The 15,892-nt window shown below is 41.2% G+C and carries 13 protein-coding genes, 1 tRNA gene, 1 rRNA gene and 1 pseudogene; 1 reads left to right on the top strand and 15 read right to left on the bottom strand.

From position 1 onward, the window contains the following. From BLS46_RS09265 to BLS46_RS09185, 15 genes and pseudogenes are all read right to left on the bottom strand, one after another. Positions 1-189: ribosomal RNA gene (locus tag BLS46_RS09265) — 16S ribosomal RNA — on the bottom strand; the annotation flags it as partial. Positions 190-421: 232 nt separating this feature from the next. Continuing rightward, positions 422-493: transfer RNA gene (locus BLS46_RS09255), tRNA-Glu, on the bottom strand. A gap of 117 nt (positions 494-610) precedes the next feature. Next, positions 611-1,045, bottom strand: a complete 435-nt coding sequence (locus tag BLS46_RS09250; RefSeq protein WP_093587127.1) for a cytidine deaminase family protein — start codon at positions 1,043-1,045, stop codon at positions 611-613. 12 nt (positions 1,046-1,057) lie between these two features. Then, complete coding sequence (gene gltX, locus BLS46_RS09245; RefSeq protein WP_093587125.1) at positions 1,058-2,518, bottom strand: glutamate--tRNA ligase; 1,461 nt, start codon at positions 2,516-2,518, stop codon at positions 1,058-1,060. Between the two features lie 127 nt (positions 2,519-2,645). Then, positions 2,646-3,122: pseudogene (gene pgi, locus BLS46_RS09240) on the bottom strand (glucose-6-phosphate isomerase); the annotation flags it as partial. Between the two features lie 196 nt (positions 3,123-3,318). Then, a complete protein-coding gene (locus tag BLS46_RS09235) occupies positions 3,319-3,690 on the bottom strand; it encodes a PTS glucitol/sorbitol transporter subunit IIA (RefSeq protein WP_049478985.1) in 372 nt (123 codons plus the stop codon). Between the two features lie 97 nt (positions 3,691-3,787). Further along, the gene (locus BLS46_RS09230) at positions 3,788-4,768 is read right to left on the bottom strand and encodes a PTS glucitol/sorbitol transporter subunit IIB (protein ID WP_000120696.1); all 981 of its coding nucleotides are present in this window, start codon (positions 4,766-4,768) and stop codon (positions 3,788-3,790) included. A 13-nt stretch (positions 4,769-4,781) separates the two neighbouring features. Beyond that, a complete protein-coding gene (locus BLS46_RS09225; protein WP_001015684.1) occupies positions 4,782-5,327 on the bottom strand; it encodes a PTS glucitol/sorbitol transporter subunit IIC in 546 nt (181 codons plus the stop codon). After that, positions 5,324-5,821 carry a transcriptional regulator GutM gene (locus tag BLS46_RS09220; RefSeq protein ID WP_001086645.1) on the bottom strand — a complete coding sequence of 166 codons (498 nt, stop codon included), beginning with the start codon at positions 5,819-5,821 and terminating at the stop codon, positions 5,324-5,326. The genes BLS46_RS09225 and BLS46_RS09220 overlap by 4 nt, the downstream gene beginning before the upstream one ends. Then, on the bottom strand, positions 5,821-7,647 hold the full coding sequence (locus BLS46_RS09215; RefSeq protein WP_080981318.1) for a BglG family transcription antiterminator: 1,827 nt from the start codon (positions 7,645-7,647) through the stop codon (positions 5,821-5,823). Before BLS46_RS09215 ends, BLS46_RS09220 begins: the two co-directional genes overlap by 1 nt. Before the next feature lie 62 nt (positions 7,648-7,709). Next, on the bottom strand, positions 7,710-8,510 hold the full coding sequence (locus tag BLS46_RS09210; RefSeq protein WP_038804195.1) for an SDR family oxidoreductase: 801 nt from the start codon (positions 8,508-8,510) through the stop codon (positions 7,710-7,712). Between the two features lie 182 nt (positions 8,511-8,692). After that, positions 8,693-10,042: a glucose-6-phosphate isomerase gene (locus BLS46_RS09205; RefSeq protein ID WP_000018239.1), complete on the bottom strand. Its 1,350-nt coding sequence runs from the start codon at positions 10,040-10,042 to the stop codon at positions 8,693-8,695. Between the two features lie 171 nt (positions 10,043-10,213). After that, the gene (locus BLS46_RS09200) at positions 10,214-10,903 is read right to left on the bottom strand and encodes a gamma-glutamyl-gamma-aminobutyrate hydrolase family protein (protein ID WP_093587123.1); all 690 of its coding nucleotides are present in this window, start codon (positions 10,901-10,903) and stop codon (positions 10,214-10,216) included. A gap of 287 nt (positions 10,904-11,190) precedes the next feature. Beyond that, on the bottom strand, positions 11,191-12,957 hold the full coding sequence (locus BLS46_RS09190; RefSeq protein WP_093587122.1) for an ABC transporter ATP-binding protein: 1,767 nt from the start codon (positions 12,955-12,957) through the stop codon (positions 11,191-11,193). 1 nt (position 12,958) lies between these two features. After that, positions 12,959-14,665, bottom strand: a complete 1,707-nt coding sequence (locus BLS46_RS09185; RefSeq protein WP_093587120.1) for an ABC transporter ATP-binding protein — start codon at positions 14,663-14,665, stop codon at positions 12,959-12,961. 206 nt (positions 14,666-14,871) lie between these two features. Here BLS46_RS09185 and BLS46_RS09180 point away from each other — a divergent pair, with 206 nt between their 5' ends. After that, on the top strand, positions 14,872-15,888 hold the full coding sequence (locus BLS46_RS09180) for an NAD(P)H-dependent glycerol-3-phosphate dehydrogenase (protein ID WP_093587118.1): 1,017 nt from the start codon (positions 14,872-14,874) through the stop codon (positions 15,886-15,888). Positions 15,889-15,892 lie beyond the last annotated feature (4 nt).

Below are 15,892 nucleotides of genomic sequence, written 5' to 3'. Positions count from 1 at the left end.
ATAGTCAATATTATGCGGTATTAGCTATCGTTTCCAATAGTTATCCCCCGCTACCAGGCAGGTTACCTACGCGTTACTCACCCGTTCGCAACTCATCCAGAGAAGCAAGCTCCTCCTTCAGCGTTCTACTTGCATGTATTAGGCACGCCGCCAGCGTTCGTCCTGAGCCAGGATCAAACTCTCATTAAAAGTTTGAGTTCTCACTCATTTCTGTCACTGACAGATTTATTGTTTTTTTCATTGTTCAGTACTATAACTTCAGTTATAGTGCCCTGCACATTGGTTCGTCTTGTTCAGTTTTCAAAGGTCTTTGTCACTCATTCTCTCTCAAGCGACAACTATATTAGTATATCACAGCCATCTGTCTCTGTCAACAGATTTTTTAAACTTTTTTCAAGTTTTTTTAACCACAATACACCCATAGTCCGTACGGGATTCGAACCCGTGTTACCGCCGTGAAAAGGCGGTGTCTTAACCCCTTGACCAACGGACCTTGAGCTTTTCAACTCTTTCTATTATACCTACTTTTTCCTCTTTGTCAAGATCTTTTTTAATCTCCTATACAAATTTTTCTATGATAATAGAAAAGAGCCAGTTTAACTGACTCTCTCTATTTTGTTTGCCAATTAGTCGCACGTTCCTCTCCCCACCAGTAAGGGATCAATTCGGCAACCTTAATTGTTTTTCTTGTTTCGTAGTCCATCATGAACTCTGCTTCTTTATTTTCAGCATTTAGTTCTAAGAGAAATTCTCTGCAGGCGCCACAGGACATACCTGATCCTTCGCCGTAAGGAGGTTTATCTCGAAAGGCGAGGATTTTCTTAACTTTAGTTTGTCCTGAAAATTGATACATATTGAAGAGAGCTGCTCGTTCTGCACAGAGATGAAAAACGCCACAAGTGCCCTCCATACAAAATCCTGTGAATATCTGACCATCTTCCGCTTCTACCGCGGCAACGACATGGTTAGCATAAACAAAGTCAGAAACTTCATGGGGATTGTATAGTATTCGTGCTTCTTCATACATCTTTTCCCATTTATCCATCGGAAGTCCTTTTTATTTAGAAATCTCTTTCAGCATGTTCTCGATATGCTGGATAGATTTTTCACGACCTAATAGGTAAATCGTATCTGGAAGTTCTGGTCCATGCATTTCTCCAGAAACAGCGATGCGAATCGGCATGAAGAGATTTTTTCCTTTAATACCTGTTTCCTTTTGGACTGCTTTGATTTGTGGGAAGATATTCTCCGTCACAAATTCTTCATCTGTCATTGCTTCTAGTTTCGCTTTGAAGGCTTCTAGAACAACAGGAACGGTTTCTCCTGACATGACCTCGCGCTCAGCCTCTGTCAACTCTGGGAAATCTGCAAAGAAAAGATCTGTCAACGGAACGATTTCGTCCACTGACTTCATTTGTGGTTTGTAGAGTTCTACCATTTTTTCAGATTTGTCAGTCAAACGTCCTGCTTCTTCTAAGTATGGTTTGGCCATTTCAAAGATAGTAGCAAGTTCTGATCTCTTGATGTAGTCGTTGCTCATCCAGTCTAGTTTCTTCTGATCAAAGGCAGCAGGTGACTTGCTGAGACGATTTTCATCAAATAGTTTAATCAATTCCTCACGAGAGAAAATTTCATCTTCGCCACCTGGATTCCAACCAAGAAGGGCGATAAAGTTAAAGACAGCTTCTGGAAGATAGCCTTTCTTACGGTAATCTTCGATAAATTGAAGGGTATTGGTATCGCGTTTAGACAATTTTTTACCCGTTTCAGAGTTGATGATCAAAGTCATGTGACCGAACTCTGGAGCTTCCCAACCAAGAGCCTCATAAACCATAAGCTGTTTTGGGGTGTTGGCAATGTGATCATCTCCACGGATAACATGAGAGATTTGCATATCATGGTCATCGATGACAACGGCAAAGTTGTAAGTCGGGTATCCGTCTTTCTTTTGAATCACCCAGTCACCGCCGATATTGCCACCTTCAAACTCGATATCACCTTTGACCATATCATGCCATTTGTAGATACCAGACTCATTGACAGCCAAACGAACAGTTGGGATGATACCAGCTGCTTCACGTTCTGCGATGTAAGCTGCTTTTTCTTCTTCGCTCATGCCAAGGTATTCGTTGATGTAGCGAGGTGTTTCGCCAGCTGCTTCTTGGCGCTCGCGCTCAGCAGCCAATTCTTCTTCTGTAACGTAAGATTTGTAGGCCTTGCCTTCAGCTAGCAATTGGTCGATGTATTTCTGATACAATTCCAAACGCTCTGATTGGCGATAGTTTTCATGTGTTTCTGGACTTTCATCCCAGTCCATGCCCAACCAACGAAGGTTTTCAAGCTGTGAACGCTCACCGTCTTCGACGTGGCGCTTACGGTCAGTATCCTCGATACGGATGATAAAAGTTCCACCATGATGGCGTGCGTAGAGGTAGTTAAATAATGCTGTACGGGCATTTCCGATGTGTAGTAGTCCTGTTGGACTTGGTGCGTAGCGTACGCGGATATCTTTTGACATAGTTTCTCCTATAAAGTCTCTAGGCGTCTGCCTTTTTGCTTTCTATATTATATCACAAGTCTCGCCTGAGTCCAATGTCTACGAATAAAGAGAGTAAAAAGAGTGGGCAAGCCACTCTTTTCTTCTGTTATAGACGTGCGTTAAGCTCTTTGCTCAATTCTTCAAATCCTGGTTTTCCAAGAAGGGCAAACATGTTACGCTTGTAGGCTTCAACACCTGGTTGGTCAAATGGGTTGATGGCATTCAAGTAACCTGAAAGGGCGATAGCCAATTCGAAGAAGTAGATTGTGTAACCAAGAGTGAAGGCATCTTGCTCAGGAAGAGTTACGTACATGTTTGGTACGTCACCATCTGTGTGGGCAAGAAGAACACCGTCAGTTGCTTTTTTGTTAACGAAGTCAACGTCTTTTCCCTGAAGGTAACCAAGTCCATCAAGATCTTCTTCCAAAGTAGGGATAATCACGTTCTTACGTGGTTTGTCAACACGGACAACTGTTTCAAACATGATACGAGTTCCTTCTTGGATAAATTGACCCAATGAGTGTAGGTCTGTTGAGAAATTAGCTGAAGTTGGGTAAATCCCTTTTTGGTCTTTTCCTTCTGTTCAGGCACCCCTTGTGGATGCATCTGCTGGAAATTCCCTTGCACTGACTGGCTAGTTTGATTGACTTGCCAATCAACCACTGCGTCATCTATTTTTTCTAATTTAGACCCAGAAGCCTGGACTTTTGGTCCAGGCTCTGAATCAATTTTTTAGACTTTTATTTTTCTAAATTGCTTGATTTGAAATTTTATTATGGTTAAGCAGTTTCAAAAATCTGAATAGTAGAACCTTTCTCAATTACTACCGCTTGCTCTGCTACAACATGGAGTGTACCAGGAAGGCTCCCCTCTTTTGAACCATCAAAAGAAATCGTGATATGTCCCAGTCCAGTTAAATTTTTTTCTACTACATTTCCTACGGAACTAATCGAATATTCCTGATTATCTACCACCAGCTTGCCACCTTCTAGTATTGAACCTAGCAGATTTTTGTTATCAATCTTAAAACAATACTCTGATAAATCTTCTGGTGCTTCTTCTCCAAATAAAATGAGCATATTGGCATCTTGAATCATATTCTGAGCTTCAGACCCTACTTGAATTACTTTAGTTTCAAAAATTTTCTTCATCTGATTTCTATTCATACTTTCTCTAATTTGTCATAAACTTAGGCTTATAGATAAGTTTAACATAATAGTTCTCTGTTTTCAGGCATCTATCAAAGGTCTACTGATAAAGACCAATACTAGCTATCCAAGCAACTAGCACTCGCGGAACACCATTGAGAAAGCGTGAATAAAGTACCGAAGGGACACCAACCTCAACTGTTTCAGCCTTGGCTTCAGATAGGCCGAGTGCTACAGGAATGAAATCACAACCGTTTTGAGTGTTGATAGCAAATAAAGCTGGCAGAGCCATTTGGGGCGGAATAGTCCCTTTTCCGATTTCGACTCCAATTAAAGTTCCAATAATCTGACTAATAACAGCTCCGGGACCTAACAAAGGAGATAGGAATGGTAAGGAACAGATAAAGCCAATTAAAACGAGTCCCCAGATGTTCCCCGCTAGGGGAACCATTAATTTTGCCAGCCAATTTCCAACACCGGATCCTTGAATAACCCCAATCAGCAAGGAAACAAAGGCCATGAAAGGAATTATTGTATTGAGCATTGTTTGGATGGCTTCACGAGCAGCCTGGTTGAAAGTTGCAACGACCTTACCAGCCCCCATCCCAATTCGTGCTACAATACTTGTTTCAGCTTTTTGCTCTGTAATTTTTTTACTAGTATCGTAAGTTGGCTTTTCAGTTACCACAGTTGTCGCTTTTTCGTCTTCATTAGCAGCAGAAATTTGATTAAGGCCAACTGCTGACACATAGATTTCCTCGGTTATATATTGAGCTAGAGGCCCACTTTTCCCTGTAGCTACAATATTTATTGTAGGGATCCCCTTTTTAGGATAAATACCACAGCGAAGAGTACCGCCACAATCCACGATTGCTAAAGCAATTTCCTCATCTGGGATAGAAGTTTTAAACCCATTAACAGCTTCCATACCGGTCAAATCAGCAATTTTATCCACAATATCTGGCTTTTCTCCTCCGCCAGTGATATAGATGAATTTATGCTTAGCTTCACTAGGTGTAATGACCAAAGGTCCTCCGAAACCGCCATTTCCTTTAACAACTTTTATACTCTTATATGACATAATTTCACTCTTTCTATAAATCAAATGTTTTACTCAAGGTAACACCTTGCTGTTTTGCTACATAAGCAGTTGTAAAATCGGTCACCCAACCGCCTACAAAGTTCATGACAAGCCCAACAAGCATGTAACGAATGGCTAAGTCCATTTGACTTAAACCTAAAGTTTGAATTCCTGTTGCAATTCCCATCCATACAAACAATTCCCCAGGATTGATATGCGGAAATACACCATTTGAAGTATGGCAGAACTGCATCTGAGCTGCTACAAAACTAGGTTTATAATATTCTGGTAAGAAACGTCCCATACTGATTGCCATCGGATTCCCCAGCATAAAGGCTGAAATGAAAGGTAAAATCATATACCGGCTAACAGGATTTTTGGCAGAAATCTTAGCCAGGGAATTGACCTTCTCTTCTCCCAAGAAAGCGATAAGGGTATTCATTGCAATCAATAGCATTAAGACAAGCGGTACAATATTTGTCATCCAGCTAATAAAGGTTTCTCCACCTAATTGGAAGAGTTTCATAAAACTCTCTGCAAAATTTGTAATGTGATTCATAAGGAACTCCCTTTCTTATTTTTTTTAAATAACTGTTTAATAGATAATTGTAAGTAATTCGCATAAAAGCCGAATCCCAGAAAAGAATCAGATGAACTTGTCTCTTTCTCAATACCTGCCTCATGCCAAAGATAGACTTTTCTAGCATCTTCTATGGCTGATTGCATCAACTTATTTTCTTTTCTCACAAGAGGATTATACTTGTCAAAATAATGGATGTCTTCTCCAACATAATCGTCCATATTTTGAAAACGTGCTAAGATTGTGACTCCTTGCATTTTGCTAGCTTTAAGAACCCGACCGTTTTCATCAACCGCGAACATGACAATCGTACCGGATTTGATTCTTCCGGACTTCCTGCCAATCGCTACGCGCCCCAGTCTTCGGAGCATCGTATAGGTCTTATTGAAGTCTTTGAGTTGCTGCCAGCCGAGGAACATTTGAAATATATAAGCTGCCATGACAAATACAGCGAAAATTATTAGCGAATTCATTAAAATACTCCTTTGCTCTTAGAAAATGATAGAAACTCTGTCTCTGTTTCTACAGCCCTCAAAGCTTCTTTTAGAGAAGGCTCTCCTGCAATTCGAAAAATGTCGTCATACAATTCCAGCAATTCACTCTCCATTTTGCTTTCAATTTCTGAGGGAATGGCGACTAGAAAGATAAATTCAATCCAATCATCTCCTTTTTGATAAGGCTCTTCTAGCTTTCCAAACATTAAAATAGTCTTTGCATAACCCTGGTTAATTGTATGGGGGAAGGCAATTCCTCCACCAAAAATGGTTGATTGTTTTTTCTCCCTATCAATTATCCGATTTCTAAAACCTTCATCAATCATCTGAAGTTTCTCTAACTCTGCAACCATATTTAGCAAGTATTGCTGATAGGTTTTTTGGGGACTCAACCGAAGAAAACGTAAGCTGACTGTTTCTAGATTTTTTTGATGAAAAGCATTGGCCCTCTGCCATTCTTCCCGCAGCCATTGATCATCAAAAAGATGATTAACTTGAATGACTGGAGATTTAGAATCTTTATATTTTAGAGGAACTGTCGTAAAAATCGCGAAATAGTCCTGATTCAAATCCAGATTAAAATCCTCTTCAGAATACTGAGTAATGTCTACATCATTTCCAAGGATTCGTCTGAGTTGCTGAATAATCATCGCAGCAGTTCCTCTTCCTGTTGTGCAAACTACTGCTATCTGCTTGCGAGAACCATTTACAACAGAGTTTTGCTTTCTTAAAATCATTTCAAAATACAAAGCCAGATATCCGATTTCAGATAATTCCAATTCAGAACCAAAAATTGCAGACAGTTCTTCTCCAGCAATTTTCGCCATTTCAAAAGCAAAAGGATATTGAGTTTGAACCTCGCCATGGAATATATCATTAGCTTGCACATGGAAAATCAGTCGATTGATTAAGGGGCCTAGATGAGACTTGATTTCTTCAAATAATTCTTCATCATCAAAGTTAACCAACATTGTTTCTTTGACTTTCTTGACAATCCCTTGAAAAATGTTTGCAAGCTGTTCAGATTGATAAGACGGCTTGCTTAAAGTGTCAATAAAACGGATATTAAACGGAAAACACAAAAAGTCTATTTCAAACTGACTGAGGGAAATCTTATAAGTCATCTCAATATGATAGATTAATTTTTCAACCAAAGGTGTCTCTGTTAAATCATTCCTATAGTAAGGAATAGGGCAACTCAACACCCTAGATGCATAAATACGCTCCACCATAATTGAAATTGTCTTTCGAAGGAGTTCCTTTGTTTCTTTCGGGATTTTATACTCCTGGAGTAGCGTCTCCAGAAAAGAAGATGTTGCCTCGGTGAGTGTCTTTCCTTCAAAGTAAGGGGCCACTTGGTGAATATAGAGCAAGCGCAAATTCAGCTCGGACCCCAAGACCTCCAGCCCACGGTTGGGCTTTCCTGAAATAGTGATAGAGTAACTCTCTGCCAAAGATTTTACTTGTTTTAAATCCTTATTAAGGGTACTTCTACTAACACCTGCCTCCTCAGCCAAGTCGTCAATAAGAAGAGGGGAGGTTGACTTAATTAAACGTTTTAGTAAATAGGCAATTCTTTTACTGGAAGAATTGAAGTCACTCTCCCGTTTTAAACTACCAGATAAAATCCTTTCCAACTCAGTATAGTCATACACCTCTAACATTAACTTATCATCTTGTGAGATAATCTGGATACTCGGAGCCAAAACATCATTTAATTGTTGGATACTCTTTTGCAAGGTTTGCATACTAATATCCAGCTCTGAGCGCATATCTACCAAGGAATAAGTTGGCTGTGAGACCATTTTTTCTAAAATGTTATACCATCGATTTACTATGGTCAACTCTCTTCCTCACCTTCATTTTTTTAACCGCGAGTTTTCCCCCCGGCAATATTTGTAGTGACTCCAGTTATATAGCTAGAACGGTCTGAAATATAGAATGCTACAAGGTCAGCTACTTCCCGTAGTTTACCACTTCGTCCCAAAGGAGTTGTTGAAGTTGAAGCATAACCAGCTCGAATATCTTCTACCGTCTTTCCACGGGTATAAGCAAGAGCTTCCTCATAAGAAAGAGTTCGAAGTCCCGTAGCTTCCATAATTCCTGGAGCAATTCCAACCACACGTACACCATGCTTACCCAGCTCTTTTGCCCATGAACGAGTGTAACTATAGACTGCTGCTTTTGTGGCAGCATAGGCACTTTGTCCTTCAGAACCTTCCAAGCCTGCTTCTGAAGCCATGTTCACAATTACACCTTTTCCATTTTTCACTAAAATACGTCCTACTGCCTGACTAACCAAATACAAACCTTTTTGATTAATCATTGTTACTTTTTCAAACGTTTCATCGTCTAACTCGTAAGGACCTTTAGGATTTTCTGCATCAATTAATAATCTGGGAACATTAATCCCTGCATTATTGACTACCGCATCAATATTGCCAAATCTTTCAACTATTTTGGCAACACCCTCTTCTACTTCAGAGCGAGAAGTTACATCAACTTTTACAAATAATAGATTCGGGTGACGCAAATCGTTGTCGCTAAGATCAAAATTCGCTACATTGACTCCTAATTCCAGCAATTCTTCAACGATTGCCTTACCGATCCCAGATGACGCGCCAGTCACAAGAACTGTTTTGCCTTTTATGTTTAACCAATCATTCATTTTGATACCTCTCAAATTTTATTTACAAGGCAATTATACAGCGCTTTCATAAAAGAATTAAGACACTCTTTTTTACACTTTTAAAAAAAATAATAAACTAATTAAGAGGCTTGTACTAAAAATCCACAAGAAATGAACTTGTGGATCTTTTATATTCTAAATGAACTCAAAGCATATGAGAATCAAAGGCGTGCATTCAACTCAGCACCCAGCTCTTCAAAGCCTGGTTTCCCAAGAAGAGCAAACATGTTTTTCTTATAAGCTTCAACTCCAGGCTGGTCAAATGGATTGATACCATTCAGGTAGCCAGAAAGAGCAATAGCCAACTCAAAGAAGTAAATAGTGTAGCCCAAAGTGAACTCATCTTGCTCAGGCAGTGTCACAAACATATTTGGAACTCCACCATCAGTGTGTGCTAACAGCACTCCATCTGTAGCTTTTTTATTGACAAAGTCAACATCTTTTCCTTGCAAGTAGCCAAGACCGTCCAAGTCTTCTGCCAATTCAGGAATCAGCACATTTTTGCGAGGTTTATCTACACGGATAACTGTTTCAAAGAGGATACGGGTACCTTCCTGGATAAATTGTCCCAGAGAGTGCAAGTCTGTTGAGAAGTTAGCTGAAGTTGGATAAATCCCTTTTTGGTCTTTCCCTTCTGACTCACCAGCCAGTTGCTTCCACCACTCAGAGAAGTATTGCAGAGATGGTTCATAGTTAGCTAGAACTTCTGTCAGATAACCTTTACGGTACAAGATATTGCGTACAACTGCATATTGATATGCTTCATTTTCAGCCAACTTATCAGAAGCATAAGCCTTGCGAGCAGCATTTGCTCCTTCCATTAACTTGCTGATATCAGCTCCTGCAGCTGCGATTGGCAAGAGCCCCACTGCTGTCAATACTGTAAAACGACCACCTACACTATCAGGCACTACAAAAGTATCCCAGCCATTAGCATCTGCTTCAACCTTAACTGCACCTTTAGCGCGGTCTGTAGTTGCGTAGATACGTTGGTTAGCTTCTTCTTGACCGTACTTCTTAACCAAGAGTTCTTTGAAGACACGGAAAGCAATAGCCGGTTCAGTTGTTGTACCTGATTTAGAAATCACGTTTACTGAGAAATCTTTGTCTGATACATAGTCTACCAAATCAGCCAAATAGCTTGAAGAGATAGAGTTTCCAGCATAGAGGATCTGAGGTGCCTTGCGTTCTTCCTTTCTTTGCAAGTTTACAAATGAATTATTCAAGAAATCAATAGCTGCACGAGCTCCTAAATAGGAACCACCAATACCGATTACGATCAATACCTCACTATCAGATTGGATTTTAGCAGCAGCCTTTTGAATACGAGCAAATTCATCTTTGTCATATTCTTCAGGTAAGTTCAACCAGCCAGTCATTTCTGCCCCAGGACCTGTACCATTTCGCAGAGCAGAATCTGCTGCAGTCACTTGAGGCTGCATATAATCTAGTTCATGTGGTGCAACAAATTTATCTAATACTTTTGAATAATCAAATTTAATATGTGACATAATATTCCTCCAAAATTTCTTCTCTTCTATCATAACCCTTACCTTAGATTTTTTCAAGTTTTTATACTGAATTTTTCCAAATTTTATCATAATTTAAACATTTGCGTAAAAAATGTTACAATATTAAAATTTGAACGAAATAAGACAAAAAAACGACTAGGTTTCCAGTCGTTATAATTCATTCAATAAATACTCAAATAATTCTAAGTTGCCATCTTCTTCATTGACCAAGAATTCTGGATGCCACTGGAGACCAATAATACGGTGTTCGTCAATGGATTCGATTGCCTCAATCGTTTGGTCGCGAGGATCCACAGCCGTCACACGGAAATTAGGTGCCAAATCTTTAATGCTCTGACGATGCACTGAATTAACCTGACTTTCTTTACCAAATAATTTAGACACTACACTGCCATCCACTGTCTCAATAGAATGTGAAGTCCCAAAAGGTAGACCTTGCCAATGACCTTCAATATCCTGATTGAGTGTCCCACCAAAGGCAACATTGACAAGCTGAACGCCACGGCAAATGGCTAAGATTGGTTTGTTCTGACGCAAGGCTTCTTGTAGAAGAGCTAGCTCAAACTCGTCGCGAGCTAGGTTATAGTCGTCGCTATCAATTGTTTTTTCCTCACCATAAAACTGAGGATGAACATTTTGTCCCCCAGTCAAGATGAGCTTATCAATCATTTCTACATAGTCATGGACCACCGACTCATCACCAACCGGAATGACCAAAGGAAGTCCGCCAACCTGACGAATACTCTCAGCAAATTTACAAGAGACTGATGAATGAATATTTTTTCCTTCTGCGTCCACAGGACATAGGTTTGCCGCTACTCCAACAACTGTTCTTGCCATCACTGACTTCCTTTCCTTTTCTATTGATAATCTTATCTTATCATCCTTCCCCACTCCTGTCTAATATGTATTTTTTAAGTCCGTGATAAAATTTTTTTATCAGAAAAAGTTGCCCAAAATTAGGACAACTTTTTGCTTATACTCAATGAAAATCAAAGAGCAAACTAGGAAGCTAGCCGCAGGTTGCTCAAAACACAGTTTTGAGGTTGTGGATAGAACTGACGAAGTCAGTAACACATATACTGCAAGGGGACGCCGACGTGGTTTGAAGAGATGTTCGAAGAGTATTATTCAAAGACAAATTGATTATGGTACAGTTCGGAGTAAAAGCCTCCAAGCTTGAGCAATTCGTGATGATTTCCTTGTTCAATAACCTCACCATCCTTAAGGACAATGATCTGATCGGCATTGAGAATAGTTTTCAAGCGATGGGCAATCACAAAACTAGTTCTTCCTGCTACAATTGCCTCCATGGCATTTTGAATCTTGCTCTCTGTTACAGTATCCACGTTTGATGTTGCCTCATCCAAAATTAAGACCTGAGGATCTGTCATCAAGGTACGAGCAATAGAAATCAACTGCTTCTGACCGGTTGAGAATACGCTCTGATCATCATTAATCAGAGTATCGTACTTATCTGGTAGGCTTTCGATATAGTCATGAATATGAGTTGCCTTGGCAGCTGCTTCTACCATCTCCTGACTAGCATCCGGTACACCGAATCGAATATTGTCACGAATAGTTCCGCTAAATAAAACAGAGTCCTGTAGGACAATTCCTACCTTACTTCGCAAACTGTCTAAATCAAACTCGCGAATATCTGTTCCATCTAAACTGATACTACCTGCATCCACATCATAAAAACGATTGATTAAGTTCATGATGGTTGTTTTCCCCGAACCAGTCGGGCCGACAACTGCTATCATCTGCCCCTTAGGAGCAGAAATGCTAACATCTTTCAAAATCGGCTTGTCAGGCACATAAGAAAAATCAACATGACTGATTTCAACACCTTCTCGCAATTCCGTAAAGGCAGGTGCATTTTGCGGGCGAATCTCTTCTTCTGCATCGAACATTTCTTGGATACGATCTGCCCCAGTAAAGGCCAACTGGAGACTCCCCCAGCTAGCAGCCACCTGGATAATCGGCTGGTAGTACTGCTGAGAAAATTGGGTAAACATGACAATCAAACCTAGGGCCGTCGTTGTTTCGATACTTGGATCGTTCAGCAAGACAGCTGAACCTGCAAAAATGACGATAGCTGTATTGACCAGGCTCATCCCATTCATAACAGGAAAGAGGATGCCTGAGAACATTCTCCCTTTAAAGGTTGCCTTGCGCACGCGCTCATTTTGCTCCACAAAGCCTGCTACGATGTCATCTTGAATTCCTTGTACGATAACAGCTTTCTGTCCAGAAATACTCTCGTCCATGTAGGCGTTGAGTTTCCCTACCTCTTTTTGCTGGAGATTAGTGTACTTACGGGCCATTTTCACAATGAAGACCAACATGAGAAAGGCCACTGGGGTGCTGGCTACTGTTATCAGGGATAGTGTCACATTTCTTGAAAACATGACAAAAATCAAACCGATGTAAAGAGCAATATTGCTCATAACCTGAACTAAGCTTTCATTGAAGGCTTGAAGGATGTTATCCAAGTCACTCGTAAAGCGAGAGAGGATGTCACCATCCTGATGGCGGTCAAAGAAAGAAACCGTTAAACGAGACAGTTTGCCAAAGAGGCCCTTACGCATCTCATTTGTTGACTCAGCAATCACACGGGTCATCAAGGTCATGTAAATCAAACTGGATACCACTAAGGCAAGGACAACCAGAGCTAGATTCAGCATCAGAGCTGATAAACTCTGCCAGGCTAGTTCGGAAGTTCCATTTTGATAAGCCAGCACTAGGTTAGCGAGCTCCGTCACTGCTTGACCTGAAAAAACAGGAAAGAGGGATTGGGCAATCGTCGCAACTGCAACCATCAGAATCACAATGACAAAGGAGAACTTGTAAACTTTAAAATAATTCCAGAAAAATCGAACGGTTTTCATTTTATTCCTCCTTTCCCTTTTGTGTTTCGTAGATTTCGCGGTAGACGGCATTGTTAGCTACCAAGTCTGCATGCCGTCCTTCTCCAATCAAACGCCCTTGATCCAAGACCAAAATCTTGTCCGCATGGACGACTGAACTGATCTTTTGAGCGATGATAATAGTTGTTGTCCCTTTCAGATCTTTATTCAAAGCTTCCTGCACGAGTCTTTCTGACTTGGCATCTAGGGCTGAAGTCGAATCGTCAAAAATCAGGATACGGGGATTGCTGACAATCCCACGGGCAATGGACATCCGTTGCTTTTGTCCACCAGAAAAGTTGGTGCCACGTTCTTCGACCTGACTCTCAAATTTGTTTTCCATACGCCCGATAAATTCGCTGGCTTGAGCAATTCGTGCTGCACGTTCCATTTCTGACACGCTGGCATTTCCTTTTCCTTGACGAAGATTATCTGCAATGGTTCCGCTAAAGAGAATAGCACGTTGCAAGACAATGGAAACTGTTTTACGTAAGGTTCCCTCGCTGACGTCTCGAATATCCTTGCCACCAATCTTGATAGATCCCTCCTGTGGATCAAAAAGTCGTGGAATTAACTGAGCTAGAGTGGACTTCCCTGCTCCAGTCGCTCCAACCACACCCACCATCTGACCAGGCGCAATATCAAAGCTTACATTCTTCAGCATAGGCTCGTCGTCATTGGGATAGGTGAAGGTTACATTTTCAAAAGAGAGACTTCCTTCTAGATCCTCATCTGGAAGATCCTTAAAAGTCATCGCTGGCTCGGTATCTAGAACCTCACGGATACGCATCATCGAAATCATAGCCCGACTGACAGAATTCCCTAAAAATCCAACCATGACGATTGTAAAGATAATTTGACTGAGATAGTTAACAAAGGAAGCAATAGAACCAACGACTGACGGATCCGACTGAGCCATTCCCGCAACCAACCAGATGGAGAGGAAAACCGCTCCGTACCCAATGAGCATCATAAAAGGTTCCACTACTGAAAAGGCATAGCCAATATAAATATTTTGTCCCAGAAGTTCATCTGAGACCTCAGTAAACTTGTCAAATTGCTCTTTTTCCTGCACAAAGGATTTGACCACACGCACACCACGTAGATTTTCCTTGGCGATGGCATTAATTCGTTCAAGAAGGGTTTGAAACTTGGCGAAGCGCGGCCCCATCATCCCCATCATGATACCTGTAAGCGCAAAAATCAGCACTACCATAAGGACAATTACCCACCAAAGCGAAGGCAGGGTGTGAACCGCTAAGATAAAGGAACCAATAAAAAGCAAAGGAAGACGGAAAAGGATTTGAAAAACCATCATCACCATGTTCTGAATTTGGTTGATATCATTGGTCATGCGGACAACCAGATTCCCAGCATTAAACCGCTCAATATTGGCATAAGAAAAGGTTTGGATCTTACGAAAAGCATCTTCCCGAAGATCCGAAGATACTCCCTGAGCGATATAGGCTGCAAGAATAACATTGACACCACCTGCAACCAGACCCACGAGGGCTACTCCTATCAACCAGGCGCCAATACTATAAATAGCCTCATGTCGGCCAGCCAGTAGAGCATCTAAAACCTCCTGCAAATAGCGAGGTTGCAAGAGCGAGCTCGCAACCATCAAGCCTGTCATAACAAAGGATGCCAAGGCTTGCCATTTATAGGCTTTAATTTTTTCAATCAGCATACTTCCTCCTAATCAGATAGACAAAAGGGAGTGACGAAATTCGCCAGCTCCTCTCATTCTTTCATGTTGATGCTATTCTAGCAAAAAAGAGGAATCTTGTCAAAGGCGTTTTCTTATTATAAATTGGTGCGCTTTCACTCTCAAGTAATGCATGAAAAGGCTTTTTATGATAAAATGAAAGGAAGAACTCTTACAAGGAGGAAAAGATGAAGAAACAAACCATCGCTGTCTTGGGTCCTGGTTCTTGGGGAACTGCCCTTTCGCAGGTCCTAAACGACAATGGACACGAGGTTCGGATTTGGGGAAATATTTCTGACCAGATCGATGAAATCAATAACCAACATACAAACAAACGCTACTTTAAAGACATCCTACTCGACGAAAACATCAAGGCCTACCATGACTTGAAAGAAACATTAAAGGATGTGGATGCTGTTTTATTTGTTGTCCCAACAAAAGTAACGAGACTGGTTGCCCAACAAGTAGCAAAGGTACTTGATCACAAGGTTGTCATCATGCATGCCTCCAAAGGCTTGGAACCAGATAGCCACAAACGTCTATCAACTATTCTTGAAGAGGAAATCCCAGCTGACCTTCGTAGTGAAGTCGTCGTTGTTTCAGGACCTAGCCACGCTGAGGAAACGATTGTCCGCGACATCACCTTGATTACTGCGGCCTCCAAAGATCTTGAAACTGCCCAGTACGTCCAAAATCTCTTCAGCAATCACTACTTCCGCCTCTATACCAATACGGATGTTATCGGGGTTGAAACCGCTGGTGCTCTTAAAAACATCATTGCAGTTGGTGCGGGTGCATTACATGGTCTAGGGTTTGGCGACAATGCCAAGGCAGCCATCATCGCCCGTGGCTTGGCAGAAATCACCCGTCTAGGTGTCGCTCTTGGAGCTAATCCTCTGACTTATAGCGGTCTTTCTGGAGTTGGTGATTTGATCGTAACGGGGACATCTGTCCACTCTCGTAACTGGAGGGCAGGTGACGCTCTCGGTCGTGGAGAATCCCTCGCAGACATCGAAGCCAACATGGGCATGGTCATTGAAGGAATTTCAACGACTCGAGCAGCTTACGAACTGGCTCAGGAATTGGGTGTCTACATGCCAATCACACAAGCCATTTATCGAGTTATCTATGAAGGTGTCAATATCAAAGAAGCAATCAATGACATCATGAACAACGAATTTAAAGCAGAAAACGAATGGTCTTAGACCC

It is taken from the genome of Streptococcus sp. NLAE-zl-C503, assembly GCF_900104285.1.
Lineage (GTDB): Bacteria > Bacillota > Bacilli > Lactobacillales > Streptococcaceae > Streptococcus.
The sequence above is the reverse complement of the archived record's forward strand: the minus strand, read 5'-3'. Positions and strand labels throughout refer to the sequence as shown.

Bases quoted from the DNA above. Each gene is read 5' to 3' on its own strand.
- BLS46_RS09180 (WP_093587118.1), top strand. From the start codon at position 14,872: ATGAAGAAACAAACCATCGCTGTCTTGGGTCCTGGTTCTTGGGGAACT.
- BLS46_RS09235 (WP_049478985.1), bottom strand. From the start codon at position 3,690: ATGAAGAAAATTTTTGAAACTAAAGTAATTCAAGTAGGGTCTGAAGCT.
- BLS46_RS09185 (WP_093587120.1), bottom strand. From the start codon at position 14,665: ATGCTGATTGAAAAAATTAAAGCCTATAAATGGCAAGCCTTGGCATCC.
- BLS46_RS09210 (WP_038804195.1), bottom strand. From the start codon at position 8,510: ATGAATGATTGGTTAAACATAAAAGGCAAAACAGTTCTTGTGACTGGC.
- BLS46_RS09215 (WP_080981318.1), bottom strand. From the start codon at position 7,647: ATGGTCTCACAGCCAACTTATTCCTTGGTAGATATGCGCTCAGAGCTG.
- BLS46_RS09230 (WP_000120696.1), bottom strand. From the start codon at position 4,768: ATGTCATATAAGAGTATAAAAGTTGTTAAAGGAAATGGCGGTTTCGGA.
- BLS46_RS09225 (WP_001015684.1), bottom strand. From the start codon at position 5,327: ATGAATCACATTACAAATTTTGCAGAGAGTTTTATGAAACTCTTCCAA.
- BLS46_RS09190 (WP_093587122.1), bottom strand. From the start codon at position 12,957: ATGAAAACCGTTCGATTTTTCTGGAATTATTTTAAAGTTTACAAGTTC.
- BLS46_RS09205 (WP_000018239.1), bottom strand. From the start codon at position 10,042: ATGTCACATATTAAATTTGATTATTCAAAAGTATTAGATAAATTTGTT.
- gltX (WP_093587125.1), bottom strand. From the start codon at position 2,518: ATGTCAAAAGATATCCGCGTACGCTACGCACCAAGTCCAACAGGACTA.
- BLS46_RS09220 (WP_001086645.1), bottom strand. From the start codon at position 5,821: ATGAATTCGCTAATAATTTTCGCTGTATTTGTCATGGCAGCTTATATA.
- BLS46_RS09250 (WP_093587127.1), bottom strand. From the start codon at position 1,045: ATGGATAAATGGGAAAAGATGTATGAAGAAGCACGAATACTATACAAT.
- BLS46_RS09200 (WP_093587123.1), bottom strand. From the start codon at position 10,903: ATGGCAAGAACAGTTGTTGGAGTAGCGGCAAACCTATGTCCTGTGGAC.